Annotated in this window: 14 protein-coding genes and 2 pseudogenes; 8 read left to right on the plus strand and 8 right to left on the minus strand. The window is 73.3% G+C overall.

What is annotated here, in order from left to right; genetic code table 11:
* Positions 1-30: 30 nt before the first annotated feature.
* The 5 genes from ACWGIS_RS29355 to ACWGIS_RS29375 all read right to left on the minus strand — a co-directional run bounded on the left by ACWGIS_RS29355 (position 31) and on the right by ACWGIS_RS29375 (position 4,802).
* Entirely contained in the window at positions 31-270 is a 240-nt protein-coding gene (locus ACWGIS_RS29355; protein WP_354729392.1) for a DUF6213 family protein, read from the minus strand.
* Positions 271-295: 25 nt separating this feature from the next.
* Positions 296-1,681, minus strand: a complete 1,386-nt coding sequence (locus ACWGIS_RS29360) for an NADP-dependent succinic semialdehyde dehydrogenase (RefSeq protein ID WP_453365485.1) — start codon at positions 1,679-1,681, stop codon at positions 296-298.
* Positions 1,682-1,790: 109 nt separating this feature from the next.
* Positions 1,791-2,255, minus strand: a complete 465-nt coding sequence (locus tag ACWGIS_RS29365) for an NUDIX domain-containing protein (protein WP_453365486.1) — start codon at positions 2,253-2,255, stop codon at positions 1,791-1,793.
* Positions 2,252-3,790 (minus strand): ATP-dependent DNA ligase, encoded by a 1,539-nt coding sequence (locus tag ACWGIS_RS29370; RefSeq protein ID WP_453365487.1) that lies wholly within the window; start codon positions 3,788-3,790, stop codon positions 2,252-2,254. Before ACWGIS_RS29370 ends, ACWGIS_RS29365 begins: the two co-directional genes overlap by 4 nt.
* A 73-nt stretch (positions 3,791-3,863) precedes the next feature.
* Positions 3,864-4,802, minus strand: coding sequence for an NAD(P)/FAD-dependent oxidoreductase (locus tag ACWGIS_RS29375; protein ID WP_453365488.1), 939 nt, complete (start codon positions 4,800-4,802; stop codon positions 3,864-3,866).
* 77 nt (positions 4,803-4,879) lie between these two features.
* Between ACWGIS_RS29375 and ACWGIS_RS29380 the strand changes: the two genes are divergently transcribed.
* The 6 genes from ACWGIS_RS29380 (at position 4,880) to ACWGIS_RS29405 (ending at position 10,232) form a co-directional block, all read left to right on the plus strand.
* Entirely contained in the window at positions 4,880-5,503 is a 624-nt protein-coding gene (locus ACWGIS_RS29380; RefSeq protein ID WP_453365489.1) for a helix-turn-helix domain-containing protein, read from the plus strand.
* 86 nt (positions 5,504-5,589) lie between these two features.
* Positions 5,590-6,567: an NADPH:quinone oxidoreductase family protein gene (locus tag ACWGIS_RS29385; RefSeq protein WP_453365490.1), complete on the plus strand. Its 978-nt coding sequence runs from the start codon at positions 5,590-5,592 to the stop codon at positions 6,565-6,567.
* Positions 6,564-7,772: an acyl-CoA dehydrogenase family protein gene (locus ACWGIS_RS29390; protein ID WP_453365491.1), complete on the plus strand. Its 1,209-nt coding sequence runs from the start codon at positions 6,564-6,566 to the stop codon at positions 7,770-7,772. Before ACWGIS_RS29385 ends, ACWGIS_RS29390 begins: the two co-directional genes overlap by 4 nt.
* Positions 7,769-8,857 (plus strand): acyl-CoA dehydrogenase family protein, encoded by a 1,089-nt coding sequence (locus ACWGIS_RS29395; protein WP_453365492.1) that lies wholly within the window; start codon positions 7,769-7,771, stop codon positions 8,855-8,857. Before ACWGIS_RS29390 ends, ACWGIS_RS29395 begins: the two co-directional genes overlap by 4 nt.
* Before the next feature lie 212 nt (positions 8,858-9,069).
* On the plus strand, positions 9,070-9,933 hold the full coding sequence (locus ACWGIS_RS29400; RefSeq protein ID WP_453365493.1) for a phosphatidylinositol-specific phospholipase C/glycerophosphodiester phosphodiesterase family protein: 864 nt from the start codon (positions 9,070-9,072) through the stop codon (positions 9,931-9,933).
* Between the two features lie 104 nt (positions 9,934-10,037).
* Complete coding sequence (locus ACWGIS_RS29405; protein WP_453365494.1) at positions 10,038-10,232, plus strand: hypothetical protein; 195 nt, start codon at positions 10,038-10,040, stop codon at positions 10,230-10,232.
* A 2-nt stretch (positions 10,233-10,234) separates the two neighbouring features.
* On the opposite strand, the gene ACWGIS_RS29410 is transcribed toward ACWGIS_RS29405, so the two are convergent.
* From ACWGIS_RS29410 to ACWGIS_RS29420, 3 genes and pseudogenes are all read right to left on the minus strand, one after another.
* Entirely contained in the window at positions 10,235-11,464 is a 1,230-nt protein-coding gene (locus tag ACWGIS_RS29410; protein ID WP_453365495.1) for a phosphodiester glycosidase family protein, read from the minus strand.
* A 75-nt stretch (positions 11,465-11,539) separates the two neighbouring features.
* Positions 11,540-11,896 (minus strand): DUF779 domain-containing protein, encoded by a 357-nt coding sequence (locus tag ACWGIS_RS29415; RefSeq protein WP_453365496.1) that lies wholly within the window; start codon positions 11,894-11,896, stop codon positions 11,540-11,542.
* A 136-nt stretch (positions 11,897-12,032) separates the two neighbouring features.
* Positions 12,033-12,382, minus strand: a pseudogene (locus ACWGIS_RS29420) (LLM class flavin-dependent oxidoreductase); the annotation flags it as partial.
* On the opposite strand from ACWGIS_RS29420, the pseudogene ACWGIS_RS29425 reads away from it, so the two are divergent.
* Together ACWGIS_RS29425 and ACWGIS_RS29430 are read left to right on the plus strand one after the other, a co-directional pair.
* A pseudogene (locus tag ACWGIS_RS29425) lies at positions 12,383-12,466 on the plus strand (DNA-binding response regulator); the annotation flags it as partial.
* Positions 12,467-13,281: 815 nt separating this feature from the next.
* Positions 13,282-14,763 (plus strand): sugar transferase, encoded by a 1,482-nt coding sequence (locus tag ACWGIS_RS29430; protein ID WP_453365497.1) that lies wholly within the window; start codon positions 13,282-13,284, stop codon positions 14,761-14,763.
* The last annotated feature ends 23 nt before the right edge of the window (positions 14,764-14,786 follow it).

The raw sequence follows: 14,786 nt of genomic DNA on the forward strand, positions 1-14,786 counted from the left end.
GGCCGTCCTCGCGGACGGCCGGACCCCGGTTCAGCCCGCGGACGTACCGCTGCTGTGCGCGATGCAGGCGACGTCGATGCGGTCGGCGAGCTTGGCGAGTTCGATGGTGAGGGTCGCGACGGTGTCCTCGTCGAGCCCGTCCTGGCCGGCCTCCACCAGATGCAGCCACCGGCCGCCCACCGTGCGCAGCAGCTTGCTGACGTCCGCGGCCGACACCTGCAGCGTGCCGCGGTCGTCGACGATCAGGGGGAGGGTCACTTCGCGGTTCACAGAGGGGATCGTAGCTGCCGGATGCTCACGCTCCGTGCCACACCGTGGTGATGTTGCAGAACTCTCGGATTCCGTGCCCCGACAGCTCACGCCCGTAGCCGGACCGCTTGACCCCGCCGAACGGGAAGGCCGGATGCGAGGCCGTCATCCCGTTGACGAACACGCCGCCCGCCTCCAGGTCGCGCACGAACCGGTCCACCTCGGCCTCGTCCCGCGTCCACACGTTAGAACTCAGGCCGAACGGCGAGTCGTTGGCGATCCCGACCGCCTCGTCCAGGTCGGCGGCCCGGTAGAGCGTGGCCACCGGGCCGAAGGCCTCCTCGTGGTGGATGCGCATCTCGGGGGTGATGTCGGCGAGGACCGTCGGAGCGTAGAACCAGCCGGAGCCCTCGGGCCGCTCGCCCCCGCACAGGACCGTCGCGCCGTTCTCCACCGCGTCGTCGACGAGTTGCTCCAGGTCGTCGCGGCCCTGCTCGGTGGCGAGCGGGCCGACGTCCGTGCCCTCGTCCAGCGGGTCACCCACCGTGAGGTCGTTCATCGCCGCCCTGAAGCGCTCGGCGAACGCGTCGAAGACGTCCGTGTGCACGATGAACCGCTTGGCGGCGATGCAGGACTGCCCGTTGTTCTGGACCCGCGCCGTCACCGCGGTCCGCGCGGCCTGCTCGATGTCGGCCGACGGCATGACGACGTACGGGTCGCTGCCGCCCAGCTCCAGGACCGTCTTCTTGATCTCCTCACCGGCGACGGACGCGACCGCCCGCCCGGCCGGCTCGCTGCCGGTCAGGGTGGCCGCCTTGACCCGCGGGTCGCGCAGGATGTCCTCGACCGCGCCCGAGCCGATGAGCAGCGTCTGGAAGCAGCCGTCGGGGAAACCCGCACGGCGGAAGAGGTCTTCCAGGTAGAGGGCGGTCTGCGGCACGTTCGAGGCGTGCTTGAGCAGGCCCACGTTGCCCGCCATCAGCGCGGGCGCGGCGAACCGGACGACCTGCCAGAGCGGGAAGTTCCACGGCATCACGGCCAGCACCGGGCCCAGCGGCCGGTAGCGCACGACCACCCGGGAGGCGCCCGAGTCGCGCGCCGCGGACTCGGGCGGCTCCTCGTCGGCGAGGAGCTCCTCGGCGTGGTCGGCGTACCAGCGCATCGCCTTGGCGCACTTCGCCGCCTCGGCGCGGGCCTGCTTGACCGGCTTGCCCATCTCGGTGGTCATCACCTGCGCGATGTCGTCCTGGTCCTCATCCAGGAGGTCGGCGGCCCGGAGCAGCAGCCGCGCGCGCTCGGCGAAGGGGGTGGTGCGGTAGGTGCGGAACGTCGCCGCGGCGGTGGCGAGCCTGCGCTCGATCTCCTCGGCGCCCAGCGCGTCGTACGTCTTGAGTGTCTCGCCGTTCGCCGGATTCACCGTCGCGATGGGCATGGCCGTCCTCCTGAGAGCGGGGCAGTCCTTCGACCCTCCCGCGCGGCGTGACACCGCGCAACGCGGAGGGCACCTTGCGCGGCCGGTGCCCTCGTGCGGACCCCGGCCCTCAGTCCGAGTGCTCCAGGAGACGGTCGAGAAACGCCGACTGCGCCGGCACGATCACGGCCCGGGCCCGCTCCAGGCCGCACCACTCCACCCGGTCCAGCTCCGGGAACTCCTGGACGCGCCCCGACTTCGGGGGCCACTCCATCGCGAAGGTGCCGGGGACCACGGCGGCCGGGTCGAGGTCCGCCTCGACGGCCCAGGCCGTGACGATCTTGCCGTTGGACTGCCGCACCTCACCGAGCGGTGTCGCCTCGCCGTCGGGCGGCGGCAGCCCCAGCTCCTCCTGGAACTCGCGGCGCGCCGCGTCCCAGGACGGCTCGTCGGGCTCGTACTCGCCCTTGGGCACGGTCCAGGCGCCCGCGTCGCGCCGCGCGAAGAAGGGGCCGCCCATGTGGCCGAGGAGCACCTCGATCCCGGCCGGGGTGCGCCGGTAGAGAAGGAGTCCCGCGCTGCGCCTGACCGTCACCCCGCCACCTCCGGGTGCGCCGCCAGCAGCGTCTCCACGGTGTCGGCCTCGGCCGGCGCCTTGTCCTCGCGGTAGCGGAGCACGCGCGCGAAGCGGAGGGTGACGCCGGCCGGGTAGCGGGTGGAGCGCTGGAGACCGTCGTAGGCGATCTCGACGACCAGTTCGGGCCGTACGCGCACCACGTGGCCGTCGTCGTCGAGGGCCAGCTCCTGGAGCCGCTCGGTCTGCCAGGCCAGCATCGCGTCCGTCATGCCCTTGAACGTCTTGCCCAGCATGACGAAGGTCCCGTCGTCGGCGCGGGCCCCCAGATGCAGGTTGGAGAGCCTGCCCGTGCGGCGTCCGTGGCCCCACTCGGCGGCCAGCACCACGAGGTCGAGGGTGTGCACGGGCTTGACCTTGAGCCAGGCGGCGCCGCGCCGGCCCGCGCTGTAGGGGGCGTCCAGCGCCTTGACGACCACACCCTCGTGACCGCGGGCGAGCGTGTCCGCGAGGAACGCCTCGGCGGCGCCGGACTCGTCGGGGCCGGACACGAGGGTGCGCCGGACCCGCAGGGGCTCGGGCACCAGCCGCGCCAGCTCCGCGTGCCGCTCGGTGAACGGCAGGTCCAGCAGGTCCCGACCGTCGACCGACAGCGCGTCGAAGAAGACGGGGGAGACGGGCACCGCCGCGGCGGCCGTGGCCACGTCCACCCGTGAGCCGACCCGCCCGGCGATCTCCTGGAACGAGCGCGGCCGGCCGGTCCCGTCCAGGGCGATGACCTCGCCGTCCAGGATGAATCGCTCGCCCCGCAGCTCCAGCGCCGAGGCGGTCAGCTCGGGCAGCCGGCCGGTGATGTCGTCCAGCGTGCGGGTGTAGACCCGTACCTCGTCGCCGTCGCGGTGGACCTGCACGCGGATGCCGTCGAGCTTCTCCTCGACGGCGCACGGGCCCAGCTTGCCGACGGCCTCGGTGACGGAGCCCGCCGAGTGCGCCAGCATCGGCAGGACCGGCAGTCCCACGGTGAGCCGGAAGGCGTCCAGGGCGCCGGGCCCCTCGTCGAGCAGCGCCTGCGCCACCGTCTGCAGCGACCCCGCGAGCATCACCGCCCGCCGTACGTCCGCGGAGGGCGCCCCGGTCGCCATGGCCAGCCCTTCCACGGCCAGGGCGTCCAGGGCGCCCTGGCGCACCTCGCCGGTCAGCAGCCCGAAGAGGAACCGCTGCTCCGGCTCCGTGGCCGCCGCCAGCAGGTCACCCATCAGCCGCTTGCGCTCCGCCTGGGAGCCGGTGCCGGTGACCGCGCCGAGCCGGGTCAGGCGGGCGTCGACGTCGCGCACGGTCAGCGTGGCCCCGGTGGCGGGCGGTACCGGTGTGCCGAGGAGCTTCCAGCCGATGCCGAGCCGCCCCTGCGGCAGCCGTCCCGCCAGATAGGGGATGACGACCGGCACGTCCTCGGCGTCGGCTTCCCGGAACAGCTCGGCGAGCAGAGCGATCTTGCGGGTGCGCGCCGAGGTGGCGGCGACCTCCTGGGACACATGGGCGAGCCGGCTCAGCAGCATGCAGCCATGGTGCAACGGAGCCGCCCCGCGCACACCCCCAGGGGGCCGCCCGCGCACCGCCCGGCCGCGGTGCTCAGCCGCCGGAGACGGCCGCGTCGAGGTCCGCGAACAGCAGGTCGCCGTTCAGCGCGACCGCCGCCCGGTAGCCGGCGCCCGCCGCGTTCACGACCTGCTCGGCGTGACTGGTCGCGTTGCCCGCCGCCCAGACGCCGGGCACGGTGGTCCGGCCAGTCTCGTCCACCACCGGGAAGGTGCCGAACGCCGTGTCGCGGTGCTCGGCGCCCAGCCGCTCCAGGAGTTCGGTGCGCGGGGTCATGGGAGCCCCGACGAAGACCACGGTGCGGTCGTGGACCGAGCCGTCGGCGAGGCGGACCCCGGTGAGCCGGTCCCCGTCGACCACGAGCCCGGCGACCTCCCCGGGCACGACCTCGACCCCGGCGGCGGCCAGCCGGCGCAGGTCGTCGTCCGCGAGCGTGTCCTCGTCCACCGCGTGCAGGAACAGCCGCACGTCCTTCGACCAGTGGCTGACCATCAGCGCCTGGTGCACGCTCATCGGCCCGGCCGCCAGTACGCCGAAGGCCTCGTCGCGGACCTCCCAGCCATGGCAGTAGGGGCAGTGCAGCACGTCGCGCCCCCAGCGCTCGGCGACGCCCGGCACCTCCGGCAGCTCGTCCACCAGGCCGGTGGCGACGACCAGCCGCCGCGCGTGCACCGTGCGCCCGCTCGCCAGCACCACGTCGAACTCGTCCGCGCCGTCCCGGCGGACGTCCACGGCGCGGTCCCGGACCAGCTCCACGCCGTACCGCTCGACCTCCCGCCGTCCCTCGGCGAGGAACTCGGCGGGCGGCATGCCGTCGCGGGACAGATAGCCCTGCATGTGCGCGGCGGGCGCGTTGCGCGGTTCGCCGGCGTCGACGACGAGCGTGCGGCGCCGCGCCCGGCCGAGCACCAGTGCCGCCGACAACCCGGCCGTGCCGCCGCCGACGACGACTGCTTCGTACCTCTCGGTCATGGTGACCACCTCCGCCTGAACGGTCACCCGGCACCTGCCGTCTTGACAAATGCCTTTGCCGAACCTGCAATACAGTGATGGGCGACGACACGGGAACGGGCGGGACGCGGGACGACGGGGCGGAGGCGGACGCCGTCCTCGCGGGGGTCGGGCCCCGGCTGCGGCGCATCCGCAAGGAGCGCGGGGCCACGCTCGCCGGGCTGTCCGAGGCCACCGGCATCTCGGTGAGCACGCTGTCGCGCCTTGAGTCCGGGCTGCGCAAGCCCAGCCTGGAGCTGCTGCTCCCGATCGCCCGGGCCCACCGGGTGGCGCTGGACGAACTGGTCGGCGCGCCGCCGGTCGACGACCCCCGCGTGCGGGCCAAGCCGATCCAGCGCCACGGCCGCACCCACTGGCCGCTCACCCGCCAGCCCGGCGGACTCCAGGCGTTCAAGGTCCTCGAACCCGACCGCCGCCAGGAGCCCGACCCGCGCACCCACGAGGGCTACGAATGGCTGTACGTGCTCTCGGGCAGGCTCCGGCTGGTGCTCGGCGAGCACGACGTGGTGCTCGGCCCCGGCGAGGCCGCGGAGTTCGACACCCGGGTGCCGCACTGGTTCGGATCGACGGGGGAGGGGCCCGTCGAATTCCTGAGCCTCTTCGGGCCCCAGGGCGAGCGGATGCACGTCAGGGCGCGGCCCACCAGGCCTGCCGCGCCGTGACGCACGCGACTGTTCCCTGATCGGCAAGCGACCGCTTAGTATGCGGACGAGCCCGGTCAGACGAAGCAGTCCCGTGGAGGCCCCGCATGCAGGCATGGCAAGTGCACCAGAACGGCGAGCCGAGCGAGGTGATGCGGCTCGCGGACGTGGAGCGGCCGGTGCCCGGCCAGGGGCAGCTCCTGCTGAAGGTGCGCGCCGCGAACATCAACTTCCCGGACGCCCTGATGTGCCGGGGCCAGTACCAGGTCAGGCCGCCGCTGCCGTTCACGCCCGGCGTCGAGATCTGCGGCGAGACCGAGGACGGGCGCCGCCTCCTCGCCAACCCCGTGCTGCCGTACGGAGGCTTCGCCGAGTACGCCGTCGCGGACGCCGCCGCCGTCCTGCCCGCGCCCGAGGCCCTCGACGACGCCGAGGCCGCCGCCCTGCACATCGGCTACCAGACGGGCTGGTTCGGTCTGCACCGGCGCGCCCGCCTGGAAGCGGGGGAGACGCTGCTCGTCCACGCGGCCGCCGGAGGGGTCGGCAGCGCGGCGGTGCAGCTCGGCAAGGCCGCCGGCGCCACCGTCATCGGCGTGGTCGGCGGTGCCGACAAGGCGGCCGTCGCCCGCGACCTCGGCTGCGACGTCGTCGTCGACCGGCGCGCCGAGGACGTCATCGCCGCCGTCAAGGAGGCCACCGGCGGACGCGGCGCCGACGTGATCTACGACCCCGTCGGCGGCGAGGCGTACACGCAGTCCACGAAGGTCGTCGCCTTCGAGGGCCGGATCGTCGTCGTCGGCTTCGCGAGCGGGACCATCCCCAGCCCCGGGCTGAACCACGCGCTCGTGAAGAACTACGCGATCCTCGGCCTGCACTGGGGCCTGTACAACACCAAGAACCCGAAGCTGGTCCAGCACTGCCACGAGCAGCTCACCGAACTCGCCGCACGCGGCGCGATCAAACCGCTGATCAGCGAGCGCGTGCCGCTGAGCGGTGCGGCGGCGGCGGTGCAGCGCGTCGCCGACGGCACCACGACCGGACGCGTGGCCGTGGTCCCCTCCTCGGAGAACGGAGCAGACGCATGAGCGACGCCACCCGCGTGAGCGGCGCCCTGGACGCCGCCGCCCTTCGCGAGCGCACCCGGGAGCTGCTGGCCGCGCACCCGCCCGAGGCGACGGACCGCCTCGACTTCCTCCGGGCCCGCTTCGACGCCGGCCTCGCCTGGGTCCACTTCCCCGAGGGCCTCGGCGGCCTCGGCGCCCCGCGTGCCCTCCAGGCCGTCGTGGACGCCGAACTGGAGGCCGCCGGCGCCCCCGACAACGAACCGCGGCGCATCGGCATCGGCCTCGGCATGGCCGCGCCGACGATCCTCGGCTACGGCACCGACGAGCAGAAGCGGCGCTTCCTGCGCCCCCTGTGGACCGGTGAGGAGGTCTGGTGCCAGCTCTTCAGCGAGCCCGGCGCCGGATCCGACCTCGCCGCGCTCGGCACCCGCGCCGTCCGTGAGGGCGACGACTGGGTGATCAACGGGCAGAAGGTGTGGACGTCCAGCGCCCACGTCGCCCGCTGGGCCATCCTCATCGCCCGCACCGACCCCGAGGCGCCCAAGCACCGCGGGATCACCTACTTCGTCTGCGACATGACCGACCCGGGCGTCGACGTGCGCCCGCTGCGCCAGATCACCGGCGAGGCGGAGTTCAACGAGGTCTTCCTCACCGACGTACGCATCCCCGACGCCCACCGGCTCGGCGACGTGGGAGACGGCTGGCGGGTCGCCCAGACCACCCTCATGAACGAGCGCGTGTCCATCGGCGGCATGCGCATCCCCCGCGAGGGCGGCATGATCGGCCCGGTCGCGAAGACCTGGCGCGAGCGCCCCGACCTGCGCACCCACGACCTGCACCAGCGGCTGCTGACCCTGTGGGTCGAGGCCGAGGTCGCCCGGCTCTCCGGCGAACGGCTCCGCCAGCAGCTCGTCGCCGGCCAGCCCGGCCACGAGGGCTCCGCCATGAAGCTCGGATTCGCCCGCCTCAACCAGGAGATCAGCGGCCTGGAGATCGAACTCCTCGGTGAGGAGGGCCTGTTGTACGACGACTGGACGATGCGCAGGCCCGACAAGGTCGACTTCACCGGCCGCGAGGCGGGCTACCGCTACCTCCGCTCCAAGGGCAACAGCATCGAGGGCGGGACCACCGAGGTCCTGCTGAACATCGTCGCCGAACGCGTGCTGGGCCTGCCCTCCGAGCCGCGCACCGACAAGGACGTCGCCTGGAAGGACCTGGCCCGATGACCGATCTGCTCTACTCGGAGGAGGAAGAGGCGCTGCGCGCCGCCGTCCGCGACCTCCTCGCCGACCACTGCGACGCGGCCGGCGTCATCACCCGCACCGAGACCGACGCCCCGCACGACCGCGCCCTGTGGAAGGCGCTCGCCGAGGGCATGGGCCTCGCCGGACTCCTGGTACCGGAGGCGCGCGGCGGCCAGGGCGCCACCCACCGCGAAGCCGCCGTCGTCCTGGAGGAGTTGGGCCGCGCGGTCGCGCCCGTCCCCTACCTGACCAGCGCGGTCGTCGCGACGGAGGCGCTGCTGGCCTGCGAGGGCGACGAGGCCGACGCGCTGCTGGCCGCCCTGGCGTCCGGCCGGACCGTCGGCGTACTCGCGGTCGCCCTGTCCGTGGCACCGGGCGGCACCCCCAAGGCCGTACGGCACGAGAACGGCACGCTGCACGGGGAGTTGACCGGCGTCGCCGACGCCGCGGCCGCCGACGTCCTGCTCGTCCCCGCCGGGGACGGCGCCCTGTACGCCGTCGACGCGGACGCCGTCACCCTCACGCCGCAGGTCTCCCTCGACCTCACCCGCCCCGTGGCCACGGTCGTCCTCGACGGGGCCCCGGCGCGACTGCTGAGCCCCGACGCCGCGTCCGTGATCCGCCGCGCCCTGCGGTCCGGTGCCGGTCTGCTCGCCTCCGAGCAGCTCGGCCTCGCCGACTGGTGCCTGACCGAGACGGTCCGCTACCTGAAGGACCGCAAGCAGTTCAACCGTCCCGTCGGAGGCTTCCAGGCGCTCAAGCACCGCCTCGCGAAGCTGTGGCTGGAAGTCGTCAACCTCCGCGCCGCCGCCCGCAACGCCGCCGACGCGCTCGCCACCGGCAGCGAGGACACCGACGTCGCCGCGGCCCTCGCCCAGGCGTACGCGGCACCCGTCGCCGTGCACGCCGCCGAGGAGGCCCTCCAGCTGCACGGCGGAATCGGCATGACCTGGGAACACCCGGTCCACCTGTACCTGAAGCGGGCGAAGGCCGACTCGCTCGCGTACGGCACGGCGGGCAGGCAGCGGGAGGAACTGGCCGCACTGGTCGACCTGCCGGCGCCCTGACACCCGGCCCGCTCCCGTCCGAGGCCCGTCCCCTTTGGGGGCGGGCCTCGCGCGTGCGCCGCCGCTGAAGTGAACCCGCGGCGGCAGTCCGGCCAACTCCGCGCACGCCACTGCTTTTTGAGGCCGCGCGGACCGCATACTCTCCCCGACCCGATCTCGCCCGGACGGGGGGTGCGCCCACCTGTCCGGTACGGCACACCCAGGGAGACAGCATGGCCCTCACCACCCGCCGCAGAGCCCTCACCACGCTCGGCGCCGCCCTCGCCGGCTCCGTGGCGCTGCCCGCCGCGTCCGCCCGGGCGGACGAGCGCGGACACAGCCCGCGTCCCCTGTGGCGGGCCCACGCGCACAACGACTACGAACACCCGAGGCCCCTCTTCGACGCCCTCGACCACCGCTTCGGCAGCGTCGAGGCCGACATCTACCTCGTGGACGGCCAACTGCTCGTCGCCCACGACCCGGTCGACCTCGACCCCGCCCGCACCCTCGAAGCCCTCTACCTGAACCCCCTCGCCGCACGCGTCAGGGCCAACCACGGCTCCGTGTACCGCGGAGACCGCAGGCCGCTGCAACTGCTCATCGACATCAAGACCGAGGGCGCCGCGACCTACCTCGAACTCGACCGCCTGCTGCGGCGCCACCGCCACCTCTTCACTAGCTACGCCCACGGCAGGGTGCACCCGGGAGCGGTGACCGCCGTGATCTCCGGCGACCGGGCGGCCCGCGTCCCGATGGAGGCGCAGCGCGAGCGGCGCGCCTTCTACGACGGCCGCCTCGCCGACCTCGGCACCGCGGCACCCGCCTCCTTCGTCCCGCTGATCAGCGACAACTGGACGCTCAACTTCACCTGGCTGGGCGTCGGTCGGTTCCCCGACGCCGAGCGGCGCAAGCTGCGCGGCATCGTCGCCTCGGCGCACGCGCGCGGTCAGCGGGTGCGGTTCTGGGCCACCCCCGACCTGGCGGGGCCGGCGCGCGACGCCGTCTGGGGCGAACTGCTCGCCGCCGGCGTCGACCACCTCAACACCGATGACCTGGCCGGTCTCGAAGCGTTTCTCGACGCACACGACAAGTCGTAGAACTCCACACGTTCGGAGGACACGTCAGCAGCCCGGAACAACCCTCCGCTACGCGACACTTGCGGCCGAATGCCGCGGTGTGGACGTGGCGGAGGAGGTTGACGATGGCCATTTCCATCTCTGTGGTGGTGCTGCTGCTGATCCTGGCGGTGGTCTTCGTGCGCAACGGCGCACTGAAGCTCTCGCACGCCGTGGTCTGCGTCCTGCTCGGCTTCTACCTGGCGAGCACGAGCATGGCGCCGACCATCAGTGAAGGGCTCACGGCCACGGCGAACATCGTGAGCAGCCTGAACCCCTGACGTCAGGAGCGTGAGAAGACCCCGATGCCGTTGGGCACCGGCCGTTCCGCCCCGCCGCTGGGGTGGTTGCGCACGGTGACGGCGGCGGCTCCGGGCTCCCGGGCCACCAGGGTGGTGGAGCCGCCGCCGTCCAGGCTGAAGGCGTCCTCGGCACCCGACGACCGCAGGGCGTCCGCCACTTCGGCGATGGTCAGACCGCTGCGGTAGGCGGGTGCCCCGTCGACGGCGAGCAGGAGCAGGCGGCGGCCGCCGTCCGCGATGCCGGCCGCGGTCCGCACGGCGGACGTCCTGTCGTCCAGGCCGGGCAGCGGCTTGCCGTCCCTGAGCACCGGGTAGCCGCCGAGCGCGAAGCGGTACGCGACCCGGGAACGGGCCGCCACCAGCCGGTGCCGTACCCGCACGGTCTCGCCCGCCGACAGCTTGCGCAGCCGTTGGGCGCCCGCCTCCCGCCCGACCAGGACGGTGGTGTCCGCCGCGACGGGACCCGCGCCGGGGGTGTCCGAGCCCGAGACGACCCGGCCGTCCCTGACCGTCACCTCGTAGGTGTCCGAACTGCACGGCGCGGCGCGGTCGGTGTCCGTTCCGCACACGGCGCGGGCCCGCGAGACGCCGCCCCAGTCCGAGGTGAACGCGCCGACCGAGTCCTGCGGCAGGGCGTACTGGTTGAGCCCGCCGAGGGCGAACCCCCCGTCCGGCGTGTGCACCGAACCGTCGAGCGCCAGGCTGTCCAGCCGGGCCCTGCCGTCGGCGCCCACACCGAGGACGTCCTTCGTGCTGGTGCCGGGCGGGAGGGCGGGCCCGAAGCGCTGTCCGTCCGGGACGGCGGCCTTGAGCGGGTGCCCGCCCGCGATCGCCGGTCCGACGGGCGCGCCGGTCGCCTCGGTCCCGGGGTGCTGGGTCTCGGTGATGTTGAAGAAGTCGCCGTTCACGCCCGCGACGGCGCCGCGCGAGTCGGCGAGGCGCGAGACGGGCTCCCGGGACGCCACGACGCCGGGATACAGCAGGCCCACGCTGGTACGGGAGTCGCGCAGGTCGACGCTCAGCAGGTGGACGTGGGTCACGCCCTTCGCCGCCGGCAGGTCGAACTCCCGGTAGAGCACGCCGGGAGCGATCCGGGTGCCGTCCTCCGCGGCGTTCACCGGGGCCGCGCCCGCCAGGGCCGCCCCGGCCAGCGCGCTCCACGCCGCGAGTGCCGTCAGTACCGTTCTGAACCGTGCGGTGCGAGGCGTCACAGTCCCCCCTGATGTCTCGTCAACTGTCCCAGGACTCAGGGGGAGTGCACCAGACGGCGGTGGCCGCGCCGGTGGCTACGTGCCGACGACGCGGGAACGGATCAGAAAACGCACTCCTTCGGGTGCCTCCAGCGAGAAGCCGCTGCCCCGTCCGGGCACGACGTCGACGATCAGCCGGGTGTGCCGCCAGACCTCGTACTGACTCCGGGACATCCAGAACGGCACCGGCTCCGCGACCCCGTCCGCCTCCAGTTCGGCGAGCAGGATGTCGGAGCCGCCCGTGCGGAACTCACCGGCCGGATAGCACATCGGCGCGCTGCCGTCGCAGCAGCCGCCGGACTGGTGGAACATCAGCGGTCCGTGCAGCTCCCGCAGCCGGCCCAGCAGTTCGGCGGCGGCCGGGGTCAGTTCGACGCGTGCGGGGGTGTCCACAGCGGTGGCTCCCGTCCTCGGAGTGTTCGGGGCGCGACGCGGGTCCCGTCCCGTGGCTGTGCTCAGCCGACACCCCGCGACGTTGCAGGGAGGTTGCGAGGCCGCCGGACCGAAGTCGCCGGCGGCCTCTTGGACGTCACGGAGCCGTCTCGGCCGTGACGTCGCGGACCGGCTCGACGGCCCGGCCCAGGGTGGTCAGGCGGGCGTCGAGGGTGTCGCCGGCCGGGTGGAGGCGGACGGTGTCCACGCGGGTGTCGCGCCGGACGCGGAGCCGTTCACGGAGCATGTCCTCGGGGCCGATCAGGGGGGTCGCCAGCACCATCTCGTCGGTGACCAGCGCGGCGGCGCCGTCCCGGTCCCCGGCCTGCCGGCGCGTACGGACCTCGGCCGCCACCTCGGCCCAACCCTGGCGGCGTAGGCCCTGTTGTGGAAGTTCGTGGACGCGGAGCCCATGCCGCCGAGACTGAACGCCAGCTCCTTCCTCCGCTGGCGAAGCTGGGCGTGGAGCGCCGCGTCCAGGCCGCGGTCATCGCCACCCAGGCCCGGGACCGGCCGCGCCACGGGGGTCGCCGAGGACGGCCGGCGACGTGTGGAGAGGCGCGCCGGCATCGTCAGACGGACGCCGGTCGAGGACGGGTCACCCAAGGACCGGAAATGCGACCCCGTAGGGCACGTCGCGCGGGACACGTCCGCGCACGTGAGGGCGCGGACGAGCCCTTCCTGGCGGCTCGGAACCGGATCTTACGCATGGCGCGGCAGCACCAACACCCCATCTCCAGAAGGGCGTTCAGTTTTCGGTCAGTCCGCCGGGGGCTCCGGCGGGGGTGCGGCGTCCCGCGGAACGTCCTCCGTCACAGGTCAGGAGGTGTTCGTGCCGGCGAGGCGTCCGCGGCCGGTGGCCGATTCGTGGAGCCGGCTTCAAATGTTGCGTACAAATTGCGCACATCCCTCTCCGCACGCGGGTTCTGATGGTCTAGATTGACCGTGCTTCACATGGTGGGACACGACGCGACAAATAATGATCTATGGGTTGCCGTCATGACGGGCGGCCGGTCGTGTCGCCCGCGCCGGATGTGTGAGTGAACGGGTCTCGGCCCCAGGAGGGGGCCGTCGGGTGAGGGGGACACCCGTGTGGTCTGCGAATTCTCAGGCACCTCGACCGTGCGCGACGGGCTGCAAGTCCGTTGCCCACCGCGGGGATTGTTCATGCAGCACTGACACAACCGGTATGTGACGCGCGGGAGGCGGGGGCCTCCCGAGGTGGGATCTGTGCGGGAGGCGGGGGCCTCCCAGGGGAGGGACAGTGCGGGAGGCGGGGGCCTCCCGGGGGGAGGGAAAACAGTGTTGGGCGAGCACGTCGAACAACTGGGAACCGGGGGGTTCTTGTGCCGCAGGGGGGACTAGTCGGCCCATTTCCGACGACGCACGGGCGTCTGACGAACGGGGCAATCACCCAGCCCGCGAACGACTGGGAGCAGCGCTACCGCCGTACCGTGATCACCAGCGACACCGTGGCCACCGCTCTGGTGGTGGCGGCGATCGGCAACTTCTTCGGGGCCCGGGACGCGGCCAACTGGCATGAGAAGTGGGGCATCCTCGCCTTCGGCACCGAACTGCTGGTGCTGGGAGCGCTCGCGGTGAGCCGGGCGTGGGCGCCGGTCGTGCTCGGCCAGGGCGCCGAGGAGTTCCGCAGGCTCGGACGTTCCCTGTTCGCGGCCACCGTCGTCCTCGCGCTCGGGGGGATAGCCCTCACCTCGCGCAACATCAAGCTCTGGATCTTCGTGGCGATCCCCGCGATCGCCCTCGTCACCATGACCGCGCGGTACCTGCTCCGTCTCCGCCTGCACAAGCGGCGGAACGAGGGGCGGTGCCTGCGACCGGTGCTCGCCGCCGGAAGCCCCGCCACCGTGCGCGACCTGATCGACCGCACCCGCAGATTCCCGCACCTCGGCTGGCGGGTGGACGCGGTGTGCACGACGGACGGCCTCGACCTCGACGGCGACGACCATCTCGACGGAGTGCCGGTCGTCGGCCGGCTGGCGGACGTCGCCAGTCACGTCCGGCGGGACGGCTACCGCGTCGTCGCGGTCACACCCGACCCGCACTGGTCACCGGACCGGTTGCAGCGGCTGGCCTGGAACCTGGAGGGCAGCGACGCCGACATGGTCGTCGCCCCCGTGCTGATGGAGGTGGCCGGACCGCGGCTGCACGTCGACGCGGTGCTCGGGATCCCGCTGCTGCGGGTCAGCATGCCGACCTTCACCGGCGGCCGCCGGGCGGTCAAGGAGGTCGTCGACCGGCTGGGCGCGGCGTTCCTGATCGTGCTGTTCGCGCCGCTGATGGTCCTCGTCGGACTGCTCGTCCTGCTGGACAGCCGGGGCGGGGCGTTCTACCGCCAGCGCCGGGTCGGCAAGGACGGCCGCGAGTTCACCATCCTCAAGTTCCGCACCATGGTCACCGGGGCCCACCGGGCACGCGGAGAGCTGGCCGGCCTCAACGAGGGCGCCGGCCTGCTGTTCAAGCTCCGCCGGGACCCGCGGGTGACCCGGGTGGGAGCGGTACTGCGCCGGTACTCGCTCGACGAACTCCCGCAATTGTTCAACGTACTCGCCGGATCGATGTCGCTCGTCGGTCCCCGGCCACCGCTGCCGGAGGAGTCCGCCGCCTACGGCCCGGACATCCGGCGGCGGCTGCTGGTCAAGCCCGGGCTCACCGGCCTGTGGCAGATCAGCGGACGAAGTGACCTGCCGTGGGAGGAGGCGGTGCGCCTGGACCTGCGGTACGTGGAGGACTGGTCGCTCGCACTCGACACGGTGATCTTGTGGAAGACGCTGCGTGCGGTGCTCCACGGACAGGGGGCGTACTGATGCGCGGGAGCCGTCGTCCGGCA

It is taken from the genome of Streptomyces sp. NPDC054842 (genome assembly GCF_053611025.1).